Origin of the sequence: Streptomyces sp. NPDC048479 (assembly GCF_040651435.1) — a bacterium.
GTDB lineage: Bacteria > Actinomycetota > Actinomycetes > Streptomycetales > Streptomycetaceae > Streptomyces.
This window is the reverse complement of the sequence record NZ_JBEZKA010000026.1, coordinates 18,643-38,187: the sequence shown is the minus strand read 5'-3', so window position 1 is coordinate 38,187 and position 19,545 is coordinate 18,643. Positions and strand designations below refer to the sequence as shown.

The 19,545-nt window shown below is 70.3% G+C and carries 19 protein-coding genes and 2 pseudogenes; all 21 read left to right on the top strand.

Annotated features, from left to right (window positions below):
• Positions 1-127: 127 nt before the first annotated feature.
• The 21 genes and pseudogenes from AB0D12_RS31680 to AB0D12_RS31580 all read left to right on the top strand — a co-directional run bounded on the left by AB0D12_RS31680 (position 128) and on the right by AB0D12_RS31580 (position 19,330).
• Positions 128-469, top strand: a complete 342-nt coding sequence (locus AB0D12_RS31680; RefSeq protein ID WP_362690439.1) for a hypothetical protein — start codon at positions 128-130, stop codon at positions 467-469.
• Positions 466-1,314 (top strand): hypothetical protein, encoded by an 849-nt coding sequence (locus AB0D12_RS31675; RefSeq protein ID WP_362690436.1) that lies wholly within the window; start codon positions 466-468, stop codon positions 1,312-1,314. Before AB0D12_RS31680 ends, AB0D12_RS31675 begins: the two co-directional genes overlap by 4 nt.
• The gene (locus AB0D12_RS31670; RefSeq protein ID WP_362690433.1) at positions 1,311-2,042 is read left to right on the top strand and encodes a spherulation-specific family 4 protein; all 732 of its coding nucleotides are present in this window, start codon (positions 1,311-1,313) and stop codon (positions 2,040-2,042) included. Before AB0D12_RS31675 ends, AB0D12_RS31670 begins: the two co-directional genes overlap by 4 nt.
• 4 nt (positions 2,043-2,046) lie before the next feature.
• On the top strand, positions 2,047-2,427 hold the full coding sequence (locus tag AB0D12_RS31665; RefSeq protein WP_362690430.1) for a hypothetical protein: 381 nt from the start codon (positions 2,047-2,049) through the stop codon (positions 2,425-2,427).
• Positions 2,427-2,876 (top strand): DUF6093 family protein, encoded by a 450-nt coding sequence (locus tag AB0D12_RS31660; RefSeq protein WP_362690427.1) that lies wholly within the window; start codon positions 2,427-2,429, stop codon positions 2,874-2,876. Before AB0D12_RS31665 ends, AB0D12_RS31660 begins: the two co-directional genes overlap by 1 nt.
• Positions 2,877-2,880: 4 nt before the next feature.
• Positions 2,881-3,267 (top strand): HK97 gp10 family phage protein, encoded by a 387-nt coding sequence (locus AB0D12_RS31655; protein WP_362690424.1) that lies wholly within the window; start codon positions 2,881-2,883, stop codon positions 3,265-3,267.
• Positions 3,264-3,713: a hypothetical protein gene (locus AB0D12_RS31650; protein ID WP_362690421.1), complete on the top strand. Its 450-nt coding sequence runs from the start codon at positions 3,264-3,266 to the stop codon at positions 3,711-3,713. Before AB0D12_RS31655 ends, AB0D12_RS31650 begins: the two co-directional genes overlap by 4 nt.
• A gap of 99 nt (positions 3,714-3,812) precedes the next feature.
• A complete protein-coding gene (locus tag AB0D12_RS31645) occupies positions 3,813-4,604 on the top strand; it encodes a hypothetical protein (RefSeq protein WP_362690418.1) in 792 nt (263 codons plus the stop codon).
• 100 nt (positions 4,605-4,704) lie between these two features.
• Complete coding sequence (locus AB0D12_RS31640) at positions 4,705-5,286, top strand: hypothetical protein (protein ID WP_362690415.1); 582 nt, start codon at positions 4,705-4,707, stop codon at positions 5,284-5,286.
• Positions 5,241-5,684 (top strand): hypothetical protein, encoded by a 444-nt coding sequence (locus tag AB0D12_RS31635; protein WP_362690412.1) that lies wholly within the window; start codon positions 5,241-5,243, stop codon positions 5,682-5,684. The genes AB0D12_RS31640 and AB0D12_RS31635 overlap by 46 nt, the downstream gene beginning before the upstream one ends.
• Before the next feature lie 16 nt (positions 5,685-5,700).
• Positions 5,701-10,197, top strand: a complete 4,497-nt coding sequence (locus AB0D12_RS31630) for a hypothetical protein (RefSeq protein WP_362690409.1) — start codon at positions 5,701-5,703, stop codon at positions 10,195-10,197.
• Positions 10,190-11,095: a hypothetical protein gene (locus tag AB0D12_RS31625; RefSeq protein ID WP_362690406.1), complete on the top strand. Its 906-nt coding sequence runs from the start codon at positions 10,190-10,192 to the stop codon at positions 11,093-11,095. The genes AB0D12_RS31630 and AB0D12_RS31625 overlap by 8 nt, the downstream gene beginning before the upstream one ends.
• Before the next feature lie 10 nt (positions 11,096-11,105).
• On the top strand, positions 11,106-12,041 hold the full coding sequence (locus tag AB0D12_RS31620) for a hypothetical protein (protein ID WP_362690403.1): 936 nt from the start codon (positions 11,106-11,108) through the stop codon (positions 12,039-12,041).
• Entirely contained in the window at positions 12,038-13,141 is a 1,104-nt protein-coding gene (locus tag AB0D12_RS31615; RefSeq protein WP_362690400.1) for a hypothetical protein, read from the top strand. Before AB0D12_RS31620 ends, AB0D12_RS31615 begins: the two co-directional genes overlap by 4 nt.
• Positions 13,138-15,543, top strand: a complete 2,406-nt coding sequence (locus tag AB0D12_RS31610) for a hypothetical protein (RefSeq protein ID WP_362690397.1) — start codon at positions 13,138-13,140, stop codon at positions 15,541-15,543. Before AB0D12_RS31615 ends, AB0D12_RS31610 begins: the two co-directional genes overlap by 4 nt.
• Before the next feature lie 174 nt (positions 15,544-15,717).
• Positions 15,718-16,539 (top strand): hypothetical protein, encoded by an 822-nt coding sequence (locus tag AB0D12_RS31605; protein WP_362690394.1) that lies wholly within the window; start codon positions 15,718-15,720, stop codon positions 16,537-16,539.
• Positions 16,540-16,907: 368 nt separating this feature from the next.
• Positions 16,908-17,603: pseudogene (locus AB0D12_RS31600) on the top strand (LysM domain-containing protein); the annotation flags it as partial.
• A 60-nt stretch (positions 17,604-17,663) separates the two neighbouring features.
• A pseudogene (locus tag AB0D12_RS31595) lies at positions 17,664-17,915 on the top strand (peptidoglycan-binding protein); the annotation flags it as partial.
• A gap of 35 nt (positions 17,916-17,950) precedes the next feature.
• On the top strand, positions 17,951-18,325 hold the full coding sequence (locus tag AB0D12_RS31590) for a hypothetical protein (RefSeq protein ID WP_362690391.1): 375 nt from the start codon (positions 17,951-17,953) through the stop codon (positions 18,323-18,325).
• 25 nt (positions 18,326-18,350) lie between these two features.
• The gene (locus tag AB0D12_RS31585) at positions 18,351-18,644 is read left to right on the top strand and encodes a hypothetical protein (RefSeq protein WP_362690388.1); all 294 of its coding nucleotides are present in this window, start codon (positions 18,351-18,353) and stop codon (positions 18,642-18,644) included.
• Between the two features lie 53 nt (positions 18,645-18,697).
• On the top strand, positions 18,698-19,330 hold the full coding sequence (locus tag AB0D12_RS31580) for a hypothetical protein (protein WP_362690385.1): 633 nt from the start codon (positions 18,698-18,700) through the stop codon (positions 19,328-19,330).
• Positions 19,331-19,545 lie beyond the last annotated feature (215 nt).

The following is a 19,545-nucleotide window of genomic DNA, read 5'->3' as shown; positions in this document are numbered from 1 at the left end:
CCGCCGCTGAGGGCACCGGCGGCCACACGGCGGAGTGCGGGCCCGCACCACTGGTGGGGGCGCCAGACGCGGGCCCGCACCCGCCACACCCCCTTCCCACCCCACCCCCTTGCACCGGGAGACACCCATGGACGCCGCCGTTCGCGCCTGGCTGCTGGCCCAACTCGGCACCACGACCGACACCGCCGACCTTGAGCTGCGCCTGACCCGGCTCGGCACCGCCCGCCCGGTCGCCCTCGAAGTGCTACGCGAACGCCTCGCGTCGCTGCTGGCACAGCCCGCATCCATCAACGTGCCCGGCGTCGTCGCCATCAACTTCGGCGAAATCATCAAAGCGCTGGAACGGCAGATCGCCCAGCTCGAGGCCGGCGTCCCGCCCGCACCGGACGACCCGGACGAGGACGGCGACGGCCTGCCCGACGGCTACGGCTTCGACGTGATCCGCCTCGTGGAACGGCCCCGGCGATGACCACCTCCGTACGCCGCGGCCGCACCCTGCGATCCCGCCTGCTGGAGTTCATCCGCGACGCCACCGGCCGCCTCACCGCAGCCTGGCGGATCCTCAGCACCGCGCAGACCAGGCTGCTGGACGCGCTGGCCCGGATCCGGCCCGGCCGCGGCGGCACCCGCGCCGTACGCACGGCGACCGCCATGTTCAACCGGTCCGTCGCCGACTTCGACCGCGCTGTCGCCACCTTCGCGCACCGGTGGGCCGCCACCGACCTGCCTCTGATCTACCGGGAAGGCGCGCTGACGACCCTCGACCACGTGGACCGGCCGCACCGCATGTGGTCGTGGACGCAGCGCCACCAGGGCGCCCTCACCACGCTGTCCACCCAGTACTTCGCCGACCTGATGGGCCGCCTGCAGGAAGGGCTGCGGCGTGCCCGCGCGTTCCTGCGGGCCGCGCTGGATGCCGTACGGATGCGGTTCGGCCGGTTCGAGGTCGCCACCCTCGACCGGGCGGCACTGCTCCGGGACCATCCGTTGGGCACCGTGATCTACGCGAACGACGCCCGGCACCCGGTCGACGCGTGGGCCAGGGCAGCGATCTCCTGGCAGGCCGTCACCACCGCCAACACGGCCGCGGCGCGGACCGCGCTGGACGAACTGGGCTGCCACTGGATGGAGGTCCGCGACGGCCACGACTGCGGATGGGCCGGTCACAGCGACGAGGACAAGGCCGACGGCACCCTGCGCACCGTGCAGGACGCCCTCGCCCACCCCACCGCGCACGCGAACTGCATCCGCGAGTTTCTGCCCCGGCCCGACATCATCGACCGGCCCGACTTCGCCTTTGGGAGCCTCGCATGACCCTTCCTGCCACCATGGGCGCCGGGGTGCCCATGTACATCCACCCCGCCCTCGCCGCAGCCGACTGGGCCGCTCTCACCATCGAGGGCGCCCCCGTCCACTGGGTGATCCTCAACCAGGACTCGGGTCCCGGTGACCCGGAAGACGCTGTCCTCGGTGACGCCGCGCGTGAAGTCCGCGACGCCGGCATCCGCGTCCTTGGCTACATCCCGCTCGACTACGGGGCCCGGGACGACTTCTTCAACAACGCCGACGCCGACACCTGGGAGGCGCGCGGCTTTACCGCCGCCTTCCTCGACGAGTGCCCCTCAGACGAAGCCCACCTGGAGGCGACCGCGCTGACGGTGATCCGCCAGCAGGAACACGGCATGAATCATGTCGTCATCAATCCGGGCGTCGTCCCGCACCCCGGGTATGCGGACATCGCCGACCAGGTCGTCGTCTTCGAAAACGACCTGGCCGCCTGGCGGTCCGCAGCCATGCCCGACTGGATGCGGGACTACCCGCCCGAGAGGTTCGCCGCCCTCGTCCACGGCGTCACCACCGGCGACGACGCCGCCGAATGCGTACGTCTGGCACGCCAGCGCGGCATCCACACCGTCTTCTGCACCTCCACCGCCTACGTGCCCCTGACCAACACCTGGGACGGGCTGCCCTCCTACTGGCCCGCGCTCACCCGGGCCCTGGCGCACTACCCGTCCCGTCCCGCCCCCGGATGGATGGACTGAGCCCGTGACTGAGCCGAGCATGAGCGAGCAGCCCCGGCACATCAGCATCAGCAGCGGCACGGCCGGCGGGAAGGTGCTGCTGGAGGGCGACGACATCACCCGCCACGTCCGCGGCTACAGCATCCAGCAGCCCACCCCCTACGACCGGCCGGCCGTCGTGCTGCACCTGGTGCCCCAGGACGGCGTTGTCTTCGAGGGCTTGGCGCACGTCGCGGTGGGCCAGCAGGCCGACCCGGGGGAGGCGATGGCCGCGTTCCTCGACCACATCGACGCCGGCGCCCTGGAGACTGCCGCGCTGCATCGGGACGATCTCGGCTCCGAGCGCTTCGACCTGACCCGGGCGATGCTGCGTCAGCTCGCCGACCTGGCCCGGGGACACAGCTGATGGCCGGCCTGGACAGCGCACTGGCCGGAGCCGTCCGGTGGATCGGCGACAACATTCTCATCGACACGGTCCGCGTCGCCGCCCCCGGCGTCGGCGACCCGGTCCTGAACGCCACCACGGGTCAGCTGGAGTACCCGGCCGGGGAGGTCCTGTACGAAGGCCCGGGCGCAGTCATGTCCGGCAGTACGACGATGGAACGCTCCGCCGTGCCCGATGCCACGCAGCCCTGGACGCCGCAGACCCGCTCCAGCTATGTCCTGGTCACCCCGCTCCCGGCGCCGGTGCCGCCGGAGAACGCCATTGCGTCCGTGGTCGCCGTGCACGACCCGGCACGCGCCGCGCTGCTCGGCCGTACCTGGATCTGTGCCGACCCCGGCCAGGCCGCCACCGTCGAAGTGGTCCGCCGTACCGCCCTGGACCAAAACCGGGCACCGCGGGCCGGGGAGTGACGCCGTGAACCCGGACGAACTGGCCGACCGGCTCGAGCGGGCCGCCGAAAACCTGGGGCCTGCGGTCGAGCGCCGCATCCGGCACGTCGGGGAAGTGGGCCGCGCCATGATCCGCGCCAACGCGTCCGGACGGCCCGGCCCCAACATCATCACCGGTGACTACTGGGCGTCCTGGCAGACCGTGACGCGGGGTATCCCGTACGGCGCCGAATGCTCCATCCGCACCGACCGGCCGCAGGCCCGGCGCCTGGAGTTCGGCTTCACCGGCTTCGACTCGCTGGGCCGCTACTACGACCAGCCGCCCTTCGCGCACGTCGGGCCCGCGATCCCGGCCATCGAGCTGATGTTGCGCCAGAGCATGCGGGACGCCGTCGAGGAGGTGCTGGAGTGATTGACCGACTGCCGGTGACGATGGCCCTGTCCGCCATGCTGGCCACAGCCAGCGGCATGCCGGTCGGCCGGGGCCGCCGTCCGACGGGTGCGGAGCCGCCCTACTACCTGCTCTACGCGATGCCCGTGACCCTGTCCGGGCCGCCGCTCGAGGACGAGAATGCCGACGCGTCCCTCATCTACCAGGTCACGTCCGTGTCCGGGCCGACGACCGAACTGCCGGACTCGTACGGAACGCAGGACCAGGCCGAGTGGATGGGCGACAAGGCCCGCCAGGTGTTCCTGGGCCGCGATCCGGGCACCGGGCTGTGGCTGTATCCGCTGAGCGTGACCGGTGCGAGGAACACGGCCCGCTCTCTCGACATTGAGGCGGGGGCAATGAATGATCCCGCCGATGCCATCATCAGCTATGTGCAGCGCTTCAGGTTCGACCTGACGCCCGCCTGACCCACGGTCAGGCAGAAGGACCGCACCGCGGCGGGACCCCACGCGGACGCCACCACGCAGGTGGCCGCCACCGCCGTACGCATTGAGGGGTCCCCCGCCATGCCGCGCTTTTCCCGCAAGGGCGTTACGAAGATCCTGTTCGTATCGACCATCGCCGCCAGCAGCTACATCGCCACCCGCGCCGAAATCGCCGGCGCCACGAAGCTGACCAAGGCCATTGCGGCCGTTGACGGTTTCGCGCTGGAGAACCAAGAGATCGAAACCCCGGACCTCGAGTCGACGTTCGACTCCAAGATTCCCGGATCCGACCAGGCCGCCGACAGCTCCCTCACGTTCTACGAGGACGACACGAGCAGCACCCTGGAAGAGGCGCTGGCCAAGGGCACCACCGGCTACATCATCATTCTCCGCAAGGGCGACGTCCCCGCGTCGAATTCGATGGACGTCTACCCGGTCCGGGTCGCCTCCAAGTCGGCCGCGATCACCGTGGACAACGAAGCCGCCAAGTGGATGGTCAAGTTCTCCATCACGGACACTCCGGCGCTGGACGCTGCCGTCCCGGCCGCAGGCACGGACGAGATCCAGACCGTCACCGTCACCGGCACGCCGGCCGGCGGCGACTACACGCTGACGTTCTCCGGCCAGACCACCGCCGCCATCGCCTACAACGCGACCGCCGCCGCGGTGCAGAGCGCCCTGGTGGCGCTCTCCAACCTGGCTCCCGGCGACGTGGTGTGCGCGGGCGGCCCGCACCCGGGCACCCCCATCGCGGTCACGTTCGGCGGCGCCTACGACGGTGTCGACGTCCCGCAGATGACGGCTGACGATTCCGGCCTGACCGGCGGCACCACCCCGGCTGTCACGGTCACCACCACCACGCCGGGCGGCTGACCCGCCGCTCCCCATCAGCTCCTGGCCGGGCCCGACGTGTTCGGGAAGGGGCGCCTCGGCGCCCGGCCAGGTCCCCTTCCCCTGACGGAGGACCACCACCATGAGCACACCCACCGCACGCAAGACGGCCGCCCGCAAGACGGCCGCGGCCCAGCCGGAGCCGCCCGCCGCCGCGGTCGCTGCCGATGCGCACTGGTCGGCGACCCGGGAGCGGCTGCGCAGCCGGATCCGGCCCACCGCGACGCTGACCATCTGCGACGACCAGCAGGCCAAGAAGGCCCGGGAGGCGGCCGACTTCCAGATGCGGCATGCCAAGGCCCGCCGGGAAGACGGACAGGACGACGCAGAAAGCGCCCTGACCGCAGCCCAGGCGGAACTGGCCGCAGCCCAGGCCGCTTTCGACGAGGCAGCCATCGTGCTGCACTTCCAGGCCCTGGAGCGGCCCCTGTTCGAGGCGCTGAAGCGCAAGTATCCGGCGACGGAGGAGCAGGCCGAGGACGGGTCAGCGTTCAACATCGAGGCGATGGCCCCGGAACTGATCGCCGCCTCCTCGCTGGACGGCATCACCGAGGACGACGCCCGCCACTACCTCGACACATGGGCGGAGGGCGAGGCAGCTGCCCTGTTCAACGCCGCGTGGGGAGTGCAGGGCGAAACCCGCATGGACGTGGGAAAAGGCTGATCGCGGATGAGCGGCTGCGGACCGAACTCGAACTGTGTGACCGGTGGGGCATCCCGCATTCGCAGTTCCTCGGCATCAGTGACGGCCGCTGGTCGCCCCGGGACCGGGAAAAAGCGCTCGCCTTCCACGCCTGGCAGCGCACCGTGTGCCCGCAGTGCGGCACCCGCTACGAGGACTGGGACCACGGCGGTGACGACGAGGAAGACGCCTATGTCGCCTCCGTGCAGCGCTGCGTGGGCTGCCAGGTCATCGGCGAAAAGCAGGACCAGATCAAGGACGAACCGGACGCGCACGGCAAAAAGATCGCGCTCGTGCCGATCGCGGTGCAGGCCGCGATGCAGGCAGAACGCGAACTGAAGCGGCAACAGCGCCGACAGCGCGCGCACGACGACGACTGACAGGGAGGGCGGGCCAGTGGCCAACTGGACTTTGAGCGTGGACATGCGCGGCCAGGGCAACGACCTGGCCCGTACGCTGCGCACCAGTGCCCGCGAGGCCCGCGCGCTGGGTGCGGCCGCCCGCGCCGCCCGCACGGACGTCAGCAGCCTGGGCCAGGCCGCGCAGGCCGCGGACCGGCAGGTCACCCGGCTCGGGGTGTCCTCCGATACGGCCAAACGCAACCTCATCCGCCTGGCGGCCCAGGCCCGCGACGCGGCGCGGGACCTGCGGGACATCGCCCGGGCCGCCGCGGAAGCCGACGCGCAACTGCGGGCCACCGCCGACCATGTGCGCATCACGGCCCGCCTCGATGACGACACCGGCCCCGGCATGGCACGGGTGCGCACCGCGATGGCCGACCTGCAACGCCTCAGCCCGGTCCGCCTGAACGTCCAGTTCGACGGGGATGCCGCCCAGATCACGGCGGCCGCCGCGGCGATGCGGGACCTGCACCAGGACGCCGACCGGGTCCGCACAGCCCTGGGCCACCTCACTCCGGACGCGGCCGCGGCCGCCGCCGCCCTCAACGCGGTGCAGAACGCCGCCCAGGACACCTCCCGCGCCCTGCGCACCCTGCGTGGCCGGGCAGCCGCCACCGCCGCGGCGCTCGATGACCTGGCCGGCCGGGCCCTGGCCGCCGCCACCGGCCTGCGCACCCTCAGCACGGCGGCCCGCACCGCGGACGGCGACCTGAACACCCTGGCCGGGCGGACCCGCACCCTGCGCGGCGACCTGGACGACCTGGACGGCTCCGTCACCCGCGTGACCGGCAACCTGGGCGGCCTGAACGGCAACCTCGGCACGGTCGGACAGTCCGCCAACAATGCCTCCGGCGGCACCCGCAACATGATGATGGCCGCGGTCGGCCTGGCCACCGCCCTGATCCCGGTGGCCGCCGCCGTCGTCCCGATCGCCGCCGGAATGGCCGCCGCCGGCGTCGGGGTGGGCGTCTTCACCGCGGCCGTCGCCGGTCAGATCGTGGCCATGTCCGAGGCGTCCGAGGCGCAGGAGAAGTACGACAAGGCGGTGCGCGAGCACGGCAAGGCCTCCCCGGAGGCAGCCGCGGCCGAGAAAGAAAACCTGCGGATCATCCGGGAGATGCCGCCCGCCACCCGCGAAGCAGCGGCCGCGTTCAGCGTCCTCAAGGACGACTACAAGGACTACTCGAACGCGCTGGCCGGCGACACCATGCCGGTCGTCACCAAGTCGATGCAGCTGTTCAGCGCCCTGCTGCCGAGGACCACGGGCCTGGTCCGCGGCACCTCCAAAGAGCTCGACCGGCTGCTGAACGTGGCCGCCGGCGGCATGCAGACCCCCGGCTTCGACCGGTTCATCAACAAGTTCACGGCCTTCGCTGTCGAGTCCATGTCCCGTGCCACCACCGGCATGGTCCGCTTCACCCAGTCCATGAACACCGGCGAAATCGGCGCCGGCGTCCACGAGTTCCTCGACTACGCCAAGGCCAACGCGCCCCTGGTCGGCGACACCCTGTCCGAACTCGCGCGCACCATGCTGCACGTGCTGGTCGCCGCGTCCGACATGGGCGTCGGCGTCCTCCAGGTCGTCAACGTGCTGGCGAAACTCGTCAACGCGGTGCCCACCGGCGCGCTGTCGGTCTTCCTGCAGCTGTACACGGTGATGAAGCTCGTCACCCTGGGGGCCGCGGGTCTGGAAGCGGTCACCGGGTCGGCCGCGGTGGCCCGGCTGGGCGCCTACTTCGCGGTGATGCGCGCCGCCGGCGTCGGCACCACCCTGCGCGCCACCGCCGCCTCCATGTCGATGATGACGAAGGCCGCCCTCGGCCTGGGTGTGCTGGCCGTGGCCGCGGTCGGCATCAGCAAGCTGGCGGAGAAGGCCCGCGGCGCACCCCCGGACGTGGACCGGCTCACCACCTCGCTGAAGGAGCTGTCCCAGACGGGCCAGTTCACCGGTGAGCTGAAGAAGACGTTCGGCGACATCGAAGGCTTCGTCGACAAAGTCGAGATGCTGACGAAGAAGACGCAGGAGGCGCAGGAGACGCAGAAGGGCGGCGCAACCGGGCTGGGCCGGGTGCCGCTGCTGGACGACGTCGGGGACTGGATCTCCGGGAACCTGAAGGACATGAAGGAGGGAGGCGACTCCCTCAAGGCGCTCGGGGACGACTTCAAATCCCTCGACGATGCCATGGCGGGCCTGGTCGCCGGCGGTCACGGTAAGCAGGCCGCGGAGGACTTTGCGCTGCTCGAGGGGGCGCTGCGGAAGTCCGGCATGTCCACCAAAGAGATCAGCGACCTGTTTCCGCAGTACCAGGCGGCCGTCGCCGCAGCCGCGGCCGAGGCCAAGCTGGCCGCGGCGGGCATGGGCCTGTTCGGCGCTCAGGCCATGGCCACCAAGAAGAAGCTGGACGCCCAGCGGGCCTCCGCGGACGGCCTGCGCGCCGCGGTGCAGGCGCTCAACGACGTCAACCGGGCCGCCCTGGGCGGCATGATCGGTTTTGAGGCGGCCATCGACACGGCCGCCAAGGCGGCCAAAGACAACGCCGGCTCCCTGAAGATGGTCAATGGGGAACTGGACCTGAACAGCCCGAAGGCGCAGGCCGCCGCGACCGCGCTGCAGGATCTGGGAGTCAAGACCGACGAAGCCGCGGCCGCCGCACGCGCGTCCGGGAAGCCGTGGGAGTACGTCAGCGGCATCTATGACCGGGGCCGCGATGCCCTGATCAAGAACGCCGGCGCGATGGGCCTCAACGCGCAACAGGCCGCAGCACTGGCCGACAAAATCCTGGGCATTCCCACGAATCACTCGACGCTGATCGAGATGCGCCGCGAGGACGCCATCGCCGGCCTGGACGCCGTCATCGCGAAAATCAAAGCCACGCCCGGGGCGAAGTCCGTCACCGTCAGCGCGCTGACCTCCGACGCCATCTCCATGCTCAACGCCCTCGGCTTCAAGGTCGAGATGATGCCCGACGGGCAGTTCAAGGTGACCGCCATCACCGGCGGCGCACTGAGCAACATCGGCGCCGTGCAGGCGGCACGCGACGCCCTGTCCGACCGCAGCATCACCATCACCACCACCTACCTGAAGCGCGTCAAGTGGGACATGGACGCCAACGCAATACCCGACCTGGTGCAGGCCCCGCAGGCCCGCGGCAGCGTCCTCTCGTTCTATGCCGGCGGCGGGATGAACGGTCAGGGCGTGCGCGAGAACCACACTGCGCAGATCGCCCCGCGCGGCGCCTGGCGCGTATGGGCCGAGGACGAGACCGGCGGGGAGAGCTACATCCCTCTCAGTCCGTCGAAACGGCCCCGCTCCCGCGCGATCGCGGAGGAGACCGTACGGCGCCTCGGGGGAGACCCGGCCGCCATCCAGTGGCACGCCGAGGGCAACGTCACCGACTGGCGCTACGACCCGTCCACCGGCTCCCTCTACAGCCCCTCCGACTCAGGCTCGGCCGCCCACAAGACGAAGAAGGTCAAGGGCAAGGAGATCAACTACTTCGATTTGGGCGCCCTCGAGAAGCGGCTCAAGTCAACCTCGGACATGACCCGCCGCTGGAACGGAGACCTGGCCAAGGTCGCCGACCGGGTCGGCGGGGACGTCGCCGAAGCGCTCGCCGCGATGGGCACCGACGGCTACGAGCTGACCAAGAAGATGGCCACCGGGTCGACGAAGTACATCAACCAGATGGCGGCCGCACTGCGGGGGCTGGCCGCGACCGCGAAGGCGTCGCTGACCGACTACACGCGGCAGCTGTCCAAGGCCACCGCCATGGACTCGAAGTTCGCGGCGAACCTGGCGACGCTGGCCGGCCGCGGATACGGGGAACTCGCCAAGCAGCTGGCGGCGCAGGGCGATACGGCTGCCATGGAACTGGCCGCCTCGGCAGTCGGCAACAGCAAGCAAGCAGCGGCGGCCAACACGGCCGCGGGCAAAGCCAACACCGCCCTCACCAGCGAGCAGGTGCAGCAGCTGGTCGCCATCATCGCCGCCGTCAAGAGCAGCAAGACCGGGCTGCACGACGTCGCCGACACCACAGGCCTGGGCGAAGACGACATCATTGCCGTCGCCACCAAGGCATCCGCGCAGATCAAATCCTCCCTCGGCTCGCGCGGCGCCAAGTTCCTGGCCGACCTCGCCCGCGCCAACAAAGGCCTCTCCTACGCCAACGGCGGCATCCGCGCCGGCATCTACTCCACCCAGGCCGGCCTGGTGCGCTTCGCCGAGCCGGAGACCGGCGGAGAGGGCTACATCCCCCTCGGGGCGACCAAACGCCGCCAGGCCATGCCCGTCCTCAGGGACATCGCCCGCCGCTTCGGCGTCGGACTCACCGACATGCAGACCGGCCGCCAGATCGTCGTCGTCAAGGAAGGCGGCGACACGTACGTCACCGTCCCCGCCGTGCGCACCGGCGCCACCGCCACGGACATCGGAGCACAGGTCGGCCGCCAGGTACGGCGCGCCCGCAGGGGAGGGGTGAACGCTCGTGCCTGATCTCGCCATCACCGACGGTCAGATCGACTTTTTCGGCGTCGCGATCGGCCGGGGCACCCCGGTCAACATCCGCGACATCACCGGCCTGGGCCGGCCACCGGTACGCGACAACGACAGTGATCAGCCGTCCATGGATGGGGCGTGGCCCGGCCCGGACTATTTTGCCCCCCGGCAGGTCCAGATCGACGCCGCCATCAAAATCCCCGGCGACCAGCTCGCATGCGACGACCTGCTCGCCTCGCTGCAGCAGGCCGCCGCCGACACCGCGGTCCGGCTGGTGGGCGGGGAGACGCTGGCGTTGCGCTACAAGCGCCCCGGACGGCCGGTCAAACGCCTCAACGGCCGGCTGCGGCGCCTGGACGCGGAGATGGACACCGCCAAACACGGCTACATGCCGCTCGACATCGAGTTCCTGGCCACCGACCCGACCTGGTACGCCGACACCGAGACCACGACCGAAATCCCCCTCGGCTGGCTGACCGGCGGAGGGTTCGCCGCCCCCGTCACCGCACCCATCTTTGTGCAGTCCGGCACGACCGCGGCGGACCGGCCCGGCTGGGCCACCAACCAGGGCACCACGGACGCCTGGCCCGTCATCCGCATCACCGGCCCGGTCGCCACCGTCACCATCACCCACGCCGAATCCGGCCGACAACTCGCCCTGCCCACCCTGTCCCTGGCGAACTCGAGCCAGTGGGTGGAGATCGACACCAGGCCCGGCCGGCGGACCGTGGTGCGCGAGAACGGCGGCAACGCCTCCGCACTCCTTTCCCCCTCGAGCCGGATCGATCTGTTCAGCCTGCCGCCGGGCCAGTCCGAGATGCGCTGGACCGGATTCGACGGCACCAACACCGCCCGCATGCGCCTGACCTGGCGCGACGCCTACACAGCCCTCTGAGGAGCGCGCCATGTCCCTTTTCCCGCGGCCCATCCTCGTCAACGGGGCCACCCACTCCGCGCAGCAATTCAGGCTGCTGGTGCGCGACCTGGCCCGCGGCGCCGAGGGGATCACCGAAGGCGACGATCTCAAAGTCACGCAGCTCGGCACGCCGGGCGGATCCGTTCAGGTCAGCGACGGATCCGGCGTCGTCCGCGGCCGCTTCAACACTTTCCAAGGGCACTACGCGGTGTGCAACACGGGCGCGGCCACCGTGGCCATCTCCGCAACGGGCGGGGCGGGACGCTCCGACATGCTGATCCTGCGCGTGGAGGACCCCGAGTACGAGGGCACCCTGGACCCGGAAGTGGATTCCATCTGCTACTTCCAGATCATCTCCGGCGTGTCCTCGTCCGCCACCGCCATCCCCGACGGGCGGACCGGGATCCCGCTGGCCCGGATCGACATCCCCGCCTCCACGTCCACCATCACGAACGCGATGATCGTGGACCTGCGGAAGGTCGCCAACCCGCGCCGCGAGCGGCAGATCTTCGTCCACTCCCCGACCGGCGCCTCCACCAACATCAGCAACAGCAACGGCACCTACAGCTACTTCTCCACCGAAGCGGGCTGGAGCCTCGCCGTCCCCGACTGGGCATCCAAAGCCGTCATCAGCATCGACATCTCCCAGATGAAGTACTCCGTGGCCCAGTTCATCGGCGCGCTGCGCGCCACGTTCGGCGCCTCCCTCACCCTGCAGCCGGTGATCCTGGACGACAACCAGACCGCGACCCGGCGCGTCACCGTGTTCGTCGCCGACACCCTGACCATCCCCGACGCCTACCGCGGCACCACGCAGCTCCTGCGCGCCCAGGCCACCGGCACCACGGGCAACACGGGCACCGTCGCCGTCGACACCAGCACCACGTTCCGCTACGACGTGGAGTTCTTCGAGGCGCCGCGATGACCCGCGCCCCGCTGCGGGTCATCACCCAGCACGCCCTGACCGGGGCGTGGCAGTCCCTCGCTCTGCCGCTGACCGACCTCGAATACGGCCCGGAGCTGAACGGGCCGGGCAGCCTGTCGGGGAAACTCTCCCCCCGTCTGCTGTCCGAACTGCCCACCCTCGCCGACCCGGGCACCACCTGCATCTACGTCGAAGAAGACGGACAACTCCGCTGGGGCGGCCTGGTGTGGGACGTCCGCTCGAGAGGCAACGAACTCACTATCGAGGCCGCGTCCTGGTCCTCGTACCTGCAGAGCCGGCACGACGTCGACGGCGAACTCGGCGCCCGCGGCCCCTACACCAACGCCGACCCCTGCAACGTCATCCGCGACATCTGGGCCTACGCCCAATCGGTGGCCGACGGAGACCTGGGGGTCACCGTCGACGCCACCACCTCCACCGCCAAGGTCGGCACAACCGCTGATCCGCTGCACTTCAACTGGTGGGAAAACACGGTCCTGGGGGATCAGGTGGACGACCTCGTGGCCGCGGACGCCACCCCGGACTACACGTGCGACGTCGCCTGGAACACGGGCAGGACCGACGTCATCAAACGGATCCGGCTGGGCTGGCCGCGTCTCGGGGCACGCCGCACCGACATCTCCTTCTCCTCCGGCGTCAACATCATCGAAGACCCCGAAATCGCATTGCAGGGCGACCAGTACGCGCAGGTCGTCATCGCCTCCGGGTCAGGAGACGGCCGCGCGAAACGGCGCGCCATCAGCGCGGTCCGCAACGGCCGCCTGCGCCTCGAGCACGTTCTGGACCTCCCCGACATCAAAGGCACCGACATCCTCGCCTCCCGCGCGCAGGCCGAACGCGCCTGGCGGCAGAACCTGGGCGCCGTCGACGAGATCACCATCCGCGACACCCGGTCCGCCCCGTTCGGCTCCTGGCAGGTCGGCGACGACGTGTACACCCGCATCCACAACGCGTGGACCGACTACACCGGCTGGTGCCGCATCACCGGCTGGACCGTGAAGCCCAACGCCCCCGGCGGCCCGCAGGCCGTCCTGTCCCTGGCCCCGGCCGACTCCTACCAGTACGGGGGCGTCTCGTGACCCTGGACATCGGCCGCAGACTGGCCCAGCTCGAAACCCGCATCAGGCAGGTCGAGCGGCAGTCCCGCCTCTCCTCCGCATCCCTGGATGACACCGCCCTCCAGGTCTACGACGGCGGCGGAGGACTGCGCGCCCTGGTCGGCCAGCAAGCGGACGGCACCACCGCCGCCAACATCGTCAACGGCCCCCCGCCCCCCACCCCGTCCACGCCGATAGGCCTGTCAGTCCTCGGCGGTGTCGCCGTGTCCTGGGACGGCGCTTTCACCGGCGGCGCCGTACTGCCCCTGGACTGGCAGCGCATCGAAGTCCACGCCTCACCCGTCAACGGCTTCACCCCGGACACCAGCACCCTGCGGGCGACCATCGAAACCCCGCGCGGCGCGACCGTCATCGTCCCCACCGACGTCGACGTCTACCTGCTCCTCCTGGCCCGCAGCACGTCCGGCACCCCGTCCACCGCCTCCGCGCAGGCAGGACCATACGGGCCGGCCCCCGTCGTCGCCGACGACATCCTGGACGGCATCGTCACCGAGACGAAACTGGCCGCCGAGGCCGTCACCGCGGCGAAAATCAAACTCGGCGCCATCGGAGCGGACCAGCTCGCCCTGGGCATCGGGAACATCGCCCCCGACCCCAGCTTCGAAGGCCTGCGCACCGCCGCACTCATCACCGGCCTGACCGACTGGACAGTGGTCGCGCCCGGCAACACCTCGCCCAAAGCGCTGCACGTGGACTGCACGGCAGGCGCCATCTCATGGAAGAACCTCGAGCTCGGCCGGTTCCCCGTCCTGCCCGGTGAGCGGCACTTCCTCGCCCTGGACTACCGGGTGTCCGCCGGCTTCGACGGCACCACCGCAAAAATCCTCTTCCGCTACGAGGACGCCGACGGTGTGGTGACCGGGTACGGCGTCGCGGACGAGACTCCGGCGCTCGGCGGCGCCTGGGACCGGGCCACCGCACAGGTCCAGGCCCCCACGGGAACCGTGACCGCCAGGCTGCAGGTGGAGGCCTCGGAGGTGACGGCCGGATGGGTCGAGTTCGACAACATCGAAGTTCGCACGCTCATCGTCGGCGGCATGGTGCTCGCCGCGTCGATCACCGCGAACGAGCTCGCGGCGAACTCGGTGACAACGGCAAAACTGGATGCGCTGGCCGTCACGGCGGAAAAGATAAGCGCTCTGGCGGTCACCGCGGCCAAGCTGGACGCCCTCGCGGTGACCACCGCCAAACTGGACGCCAACGCCGTCACCGCCTCGAAGATCCAGGCCGGGGCTGTTGATGCCACCGCACTGGCCGCCGACGCCATCACCGGCAAGACCATCACCGGCGGCACCATCACCGGCACCCTGATCCAGACCGACACCACCGGCCAGCGCATCACCATCAACGAAGCAGACGCCAACAAGATCATTGTCTACGATGCGACCGGCCGCGCCGTCGGTGAACTCTCCGACGCCGGAGTACTCCTCGAAGGCGAAAACGGGGCCCTCATCCACCTCGACCCCGATGGCACCTACCCGAACCTGCGCCTCACCAACGACGACCGGTCCAACCAGGCCGTCATCAACGTCGTCGAAAACACGGCCGGCTCCGCGAACCTGGGCCTGAACAGCGGCACCTTCACCGCCAACGGATACTCCGACATGAAGTGGCGGACTTTCCTGGGCGAGGACTTCTGGGCCGCCGAACGCTTCCGCGAGTCCGACTCCGCCACCGTCATCGGCGGCCGTCTCTACATGAACGGCACCAGCTCGCACCTGCTGTTCGTGAACTCCGCCACTCCCAGCCAGAACAGCGGCATCGACATCGCGGCGAACATCGCCCAGTGCAACTCCCGCCTCGAGGTCCTGCCCCCCAACGCATCCGCGCTGAGCGCCCTCTTCGTGAACGCCGCCTCCGGGCACACCGGGAACATGGTCCGGGTTCAGAAAAACCTGGTCGACCAGTTCGTCGTCGACAACTCCGGCAACGCGTCGATCACCGGGACCCTGTCCGTCGGCGACACGTCCTGGTCGTCGTACACGCCCACCGTCGCCGGTTCCGGTACAGCCACCTTCTCCACCCGCGACGGCTGGTACTTCAAGATAGGGAAGGCGGTGTTTGTCCAGACCTACATCGCCCTCTCAGCCGCAGGCACCGGATCCGGCACGGTCACCATCAGCCTCCCCTCCACCCCCTACCGCGGATCGGCGAACCGCCGCCAGTACCTGCCCGCCTACTCGGGCGGCATCGTCGCCGGCACCAACTCCGGCGTCGGCGGAACCTGCGTCGGCAACATCAACTTCTCCGGCTCCGGCGCCATCATCGACCAGCTTCGCGGCCCGACCGACATCCTCATCCGCGGCGACAACCTGGGCGCAACCTCGATCATCACGCTGTCCGGCTGGTACCGCGAAGCCTGACCCCGCTGGGCAGGGGCAACGCCACGCCCGCACACCCGTACGCTCAGATCAACAAGGGGTGACCCTCCACCCCCACGCGCTCCGCCCCCCGAGGGACTGCCGAACCGCCCCCACCGGCGGAAAAGCAGAGACAGCCATTCAGCTCTGGCGCGGGGAGTACTGGAGCACCGGGCGTTGCCCACCAATCTGACGGTGCACACCTACGACACCCCAGACCATCTGGGGCGTCACCTCGTGCTGGACCCGCGCAGCCTCGCCTACCGGCGCGCCTACACGGACCAGCCACTGCACCCCACCGCGTGGGAACCCCGCATCCCCGTCCTCGACCAGTGCCACCTCGTGTCCCAGGGCATCCACACCGCCGACACCTACGGACTCGAGCAGGACGTGGACGCGCTGTCCTCCTGCACCGGCAACGCGGCCACCGCGCTCCTGTCGAACCTGCTGACCCGGGAGCAGGCCACCGCGGCCGGCCTCGACCTCGACGACGCGGCCAAGGCCGAACACTTCGCCCTGGGCCTGTACGCGGATGCCACCGAGCTGGACCGCTGGCACGACGCCCAGTGGCCCACCGAGGACTTCGGCTCCTCCGGCCTCGGTGTGGCCAAGGCGATGCGCGCCCGCGGCCTGATCGACCAGTACGGGCACGCCACCACAGCCGAAGAACTCTGCGCGCTGCTGCAGACCGGTCCGGTCCTGATGGGAATGCCGTGGCTGGCCGCGTTCAGCACGCCCGGCGCGGACGGCTTCATTGACGCCGACCCCACGTGGTCCCAGTCGCCGGTCGAAGGCGGACACGAAGTGTGCGTCACCGCGCTCGAGGCGGTCGCCCTCGAAGACGGCCGCCTGCTCCCCGACCACACGATCCTGCGGTTCAGAAACTCGTGGGGCTCATGGGGGGACCACGGTGACGGCCGCCTGCGCCTCAGCACCTACCTGGCCCTACGCGACCAGATCGACATCTGCCAGCCCCGGAAAGACGGAGTAGCCCCGTGACCAGCCGCGAGTACCACGTCGCCATCGACCATGCGGAGTCCCCGGACCCCCACACCCCGGTGCTCAGCACCACGACCTACCTGGGCACCGTCGACCAGGCCCACGTCGACGAAGTCCGCGCCATCGCTGCTCTGCCCGACTCGGAGCGGTGGGTGAAGGAACACCCCCGCCAGGAGGGGGCGTTCTGCGTCCTGCGCGACGACGGCGACCTGGACGTCTACGTGCCCACCGATGCGTCCGAGTTCCGGGTGTACGCGCCCGACCCGGACGGCAAGGGCGGACGCCTCGAGGATCTGCCCCGCGGCGTCTCCGGCACGGCGTACATCGACGGCGCAGTCCGGTTCGGGTCGCAGTCCATCGGCGGCGCCATGGACACCCCGGGCAACCCGCCCCGGTTCACCTGGCACACCACCGAATCACCCGCCGGCGCGAGCTACTTCACCTCCATCGCCCTGTACCTGATGCGGGCGGGCGCTGAGCCGCAGGTCAGCTACGACCCGGTCACCGATGCCATCGGCCAGTTCGGTCCCCTGACCTCGAGCGCCCGAGCCCTGAAGAACGACGGCACCCGGCGCACGAACCGCGAGGGCGAGGTCAACATTCAGGTGGAAGTCCTGGGCCGCGCGGCCCAGCCGTGGACCAAGGGCTTCGACCCGGCCAAGAAGCCCAACTTCCGCAAGCTGCTCGCCGCCGGACGGGCGCACCGCATCCCGGACGTGTGGCCGGCCGGGAAGCCGGCGGCGACCGCGGCCGCCGTGGCGAAGGGTGCCCGGTCCCGCACGACGTGGCAGACCAAGGGCGGCCACTACGGGCACTGCCACGTCCCCGGCAACGACCACTGGGATCCGGGTGCGATCGACACGTCCATCGTGCCGGGCAAGCCGCCGGCGACAGGTGGCGGCACCACCCCGAGCCCTGGCGGGACCAGCTCGAGCGCCGGTACGTACACAGTGCGGCAGGGCGACACACTGTCCGCCATCGCAGCCAAGTACAAGACGACCGTGGCGAAGCTGGTGTCCCTGAACGGGCTGAAGGACCCGGACGACCTGAACGTCGGCCAGAAGCTCAAGGTCCCCGGCGCGACCACGCCCGCCCCCGCACCGGCGCCCAAGCCTGCTGCGTCGCAGTACGAGCCGTTCCCGGGCGCCGCGTTCTTCCACACCGGCCGCCACTCCCCGATTGTCACCTCCATGGGCAGGCGCCTGGTCGCCGTGGGCTGCGGCCGCTACGCCGCCGGGCCCGGCCCCAACTACACGCTCGCCGACCGCAATTCGTACGCGGCCTGGCAACGGAAGCTGGGCTTCGTCGGGGCGGAAGCCGACGGCATCCCCGGCAAGACGTCTTGGGACAAGCTCCGCGTACCCAAGCAGCTCTGACCCCCTCACCCACCGCTCCCACCTAGGAGAAACCCGTGAAAACCCCCGTCAAGATCTTCGGACGTGAACCTGCCGCACTGCTGGCCCTGTTCGCGATCATCGTGAAGCTCGCCGCAGCGTTCGGCTGGGACGCATCCACCGAAGTCCAGGCCTACGTGAACGGCGTCGCCGCAACCGTAATGGGCATCACCATCGCAGTCATCGCCAAGGACGGCCTGGGCGCCGCCGTCGTCGGACTCTCGCAGGCCGCTCTCGCCCTCGCGCTCGGCCTCGGACTGGACTGGACAGCAGAGAAGCAGGCCGTCGTACTCGCCTTCGTCACCATCGTCGTCGGCATGTGGGACAGGACCCAGGTAACGGCGCCCGTCCCCGCGGCCGCCGTCGGCAGGCCCGTGGTGCCGGTCTCCTGACCCTTGCACTTAACCGGAGATCGATATGGCCGATGAGCCGTCGAACGGCGAGCTGGGGCGGCTCATCCAGGCCATGCGCACCGACATGCGCGAGGACATGGACCAGCTCAACAGGCGCCTCGACAAAGTCGTCCCGCTGGACGTCTACACCATCGAGAAGAACGGCCTGTCGGAGCGCGTGACCGCGCTGGAGACCCAGCGGAAGGAGGACTCGGAGCGGCTGGTGGCAACCCGCCGCTGGATGATCGCGACCGTCATCACCGTGGTCGTGGCAGTGCTGCCGTATCTGGCATCGATTGTGAAAGGGGCATCGGCGTGAACCGGCACAAGAGTGCTGAGCCGCGGAGGTCTTGGCCCGGGAACATCGTGGCCGTGGGGGGCGCTCTGCTGGCCGGTGCGGCGCTGCTGACGGTTCAGAATCTGGCGACCGATCTGCATGAGGCGAACCGGGCCCGGGACGCGCTGGCGAACCAGGTGGAGCGGATGGGCGGCAAGCCCGTGACCGGTCCGGCCGGCTCCCGGGGGGAGCCCGGCGCCGCGGTGGTGGGCCCGTCCGGTCCGCCGGGGCCCGTCGGCGCGGTTGGGCCTTCGGGAAAGCCTGCGCCGACCATCACCCCCAGCCCCGGTCCGCGCGGCGCTGTCGGCCCGGCGGGCGCACCAGGTGCGGACTCCACCGTGCCGGGACCTGCCGGGAACGATGCGACCGGCGCCCCCGGCCAGGCCGGCCAGGATGGTTCGCCGGGGCAGCCCGGCAAGGACGGCAGCAACGGCTCCCCGCCGTCGGGATGGACGTACACCGATGAGAACGGGGTCACCTACCGGTGCGAGCCCGTCGATGATTTCGACCCGGACGCTCCGCGCTACGACTGCAAGCCGACCAGCAGCCCCAGCCCCACACCCAGCCCGTCCCCGTCGGAGCCCCAGCAGCCCTCCGGCCAGCAGCAACAGTCCCCGTCGTCTGGGCTGCTGCCGTTGAACCTGCTTGCCGACCGCCGCCGCACCTAGGGGACGCGCACCGCCGACGCGTTCGATCAAGGTTGTCCAATAGAAAGTCACCCAGAATAACGGATCATGGCGGTCCGCATCGGCTCCGCCCGGTCGCTCCGCCAATCCCCCTTCTGCGGCCCCGTGGATGGGGGAAAGGCAGCAGCGTGAGGCACCCTGTTTCACCGGGGCCGGCCAGGTGCGGGTAGCATCTGTGTTGCGTCGGTCGCTGCCGA

What these genes read in the sequence shown, in the direction of transcription:
- AB0D12_RS31680 (WP_362690439.1), top strand. Translation starts at nt 128, where the DNA reads ATGGACGCCGCCGTTCGCGCCTGGCTGCTGGCCCAACTCGGCACCACG.
- AB0D12_RS31675 (WP_362690436.1), top strand. Translation starts at nt 466, where the DNA reads ATGACCACCTCCGTACGCCGCGGCCGCACCCTGCGATCCCGCCTGCTG.
- AB0D12_RS31670 (WP_362690433.1), top strand. Translation starts at nt 1,311, where the DNA reads ATGACCCTTCCTGCCACCATGGGCGCCGGGGTGCCCATGTACATCCAC.
- AB0D12_RS31660 (WP_362690427.1), top strand. Translation starts at nt 2,427, where the DNA reads ATGGCCGGCCTGGACAGCGCACTGGCCGGAGCCGTCCGGTGGATCGGC.
- AB0D12_RS31645 (WP_362690418.1), top strand. Translation starts at nt 3,813, where the DNA reads ATGCCGCGCTTTTCCCGCAAGGGCGTTACGAAGATCCTGTTCGTATCG.
- AB0D12_RS31640 (WP_362690415.1), top strand. Translation starts at nt 4,705, where the DNA reads ATGAGCACACCCACCGCACGCAAGACGGCCGCCCGCAAGACGGCCGCG.
- AB0D12_RS31620 (WP_362690403.1), top strand. Translation starts at nt 11,106, where the DNA reads ATGTCCCTTTTCCCGCGGCCCATCCTCGTCAACGGGGCCACCCACTCC.
- AB0D12_RS31615 (WP_362690400.1), top strand. Translation starts at nt 12,038, where the DNA reads ATGACCCGCGCCCCGCTGCGGGTCATCACCCAGCACGCCCTGACCGGG.
- AB0D12_RS31585 (WP_362690388.1), top strand. Translation starts at nt 18,351, where the DNA reads ATGGCCGATGAGCCGTCGAACGGCGAGCTGGGGCGGCTCATCCAGGCC.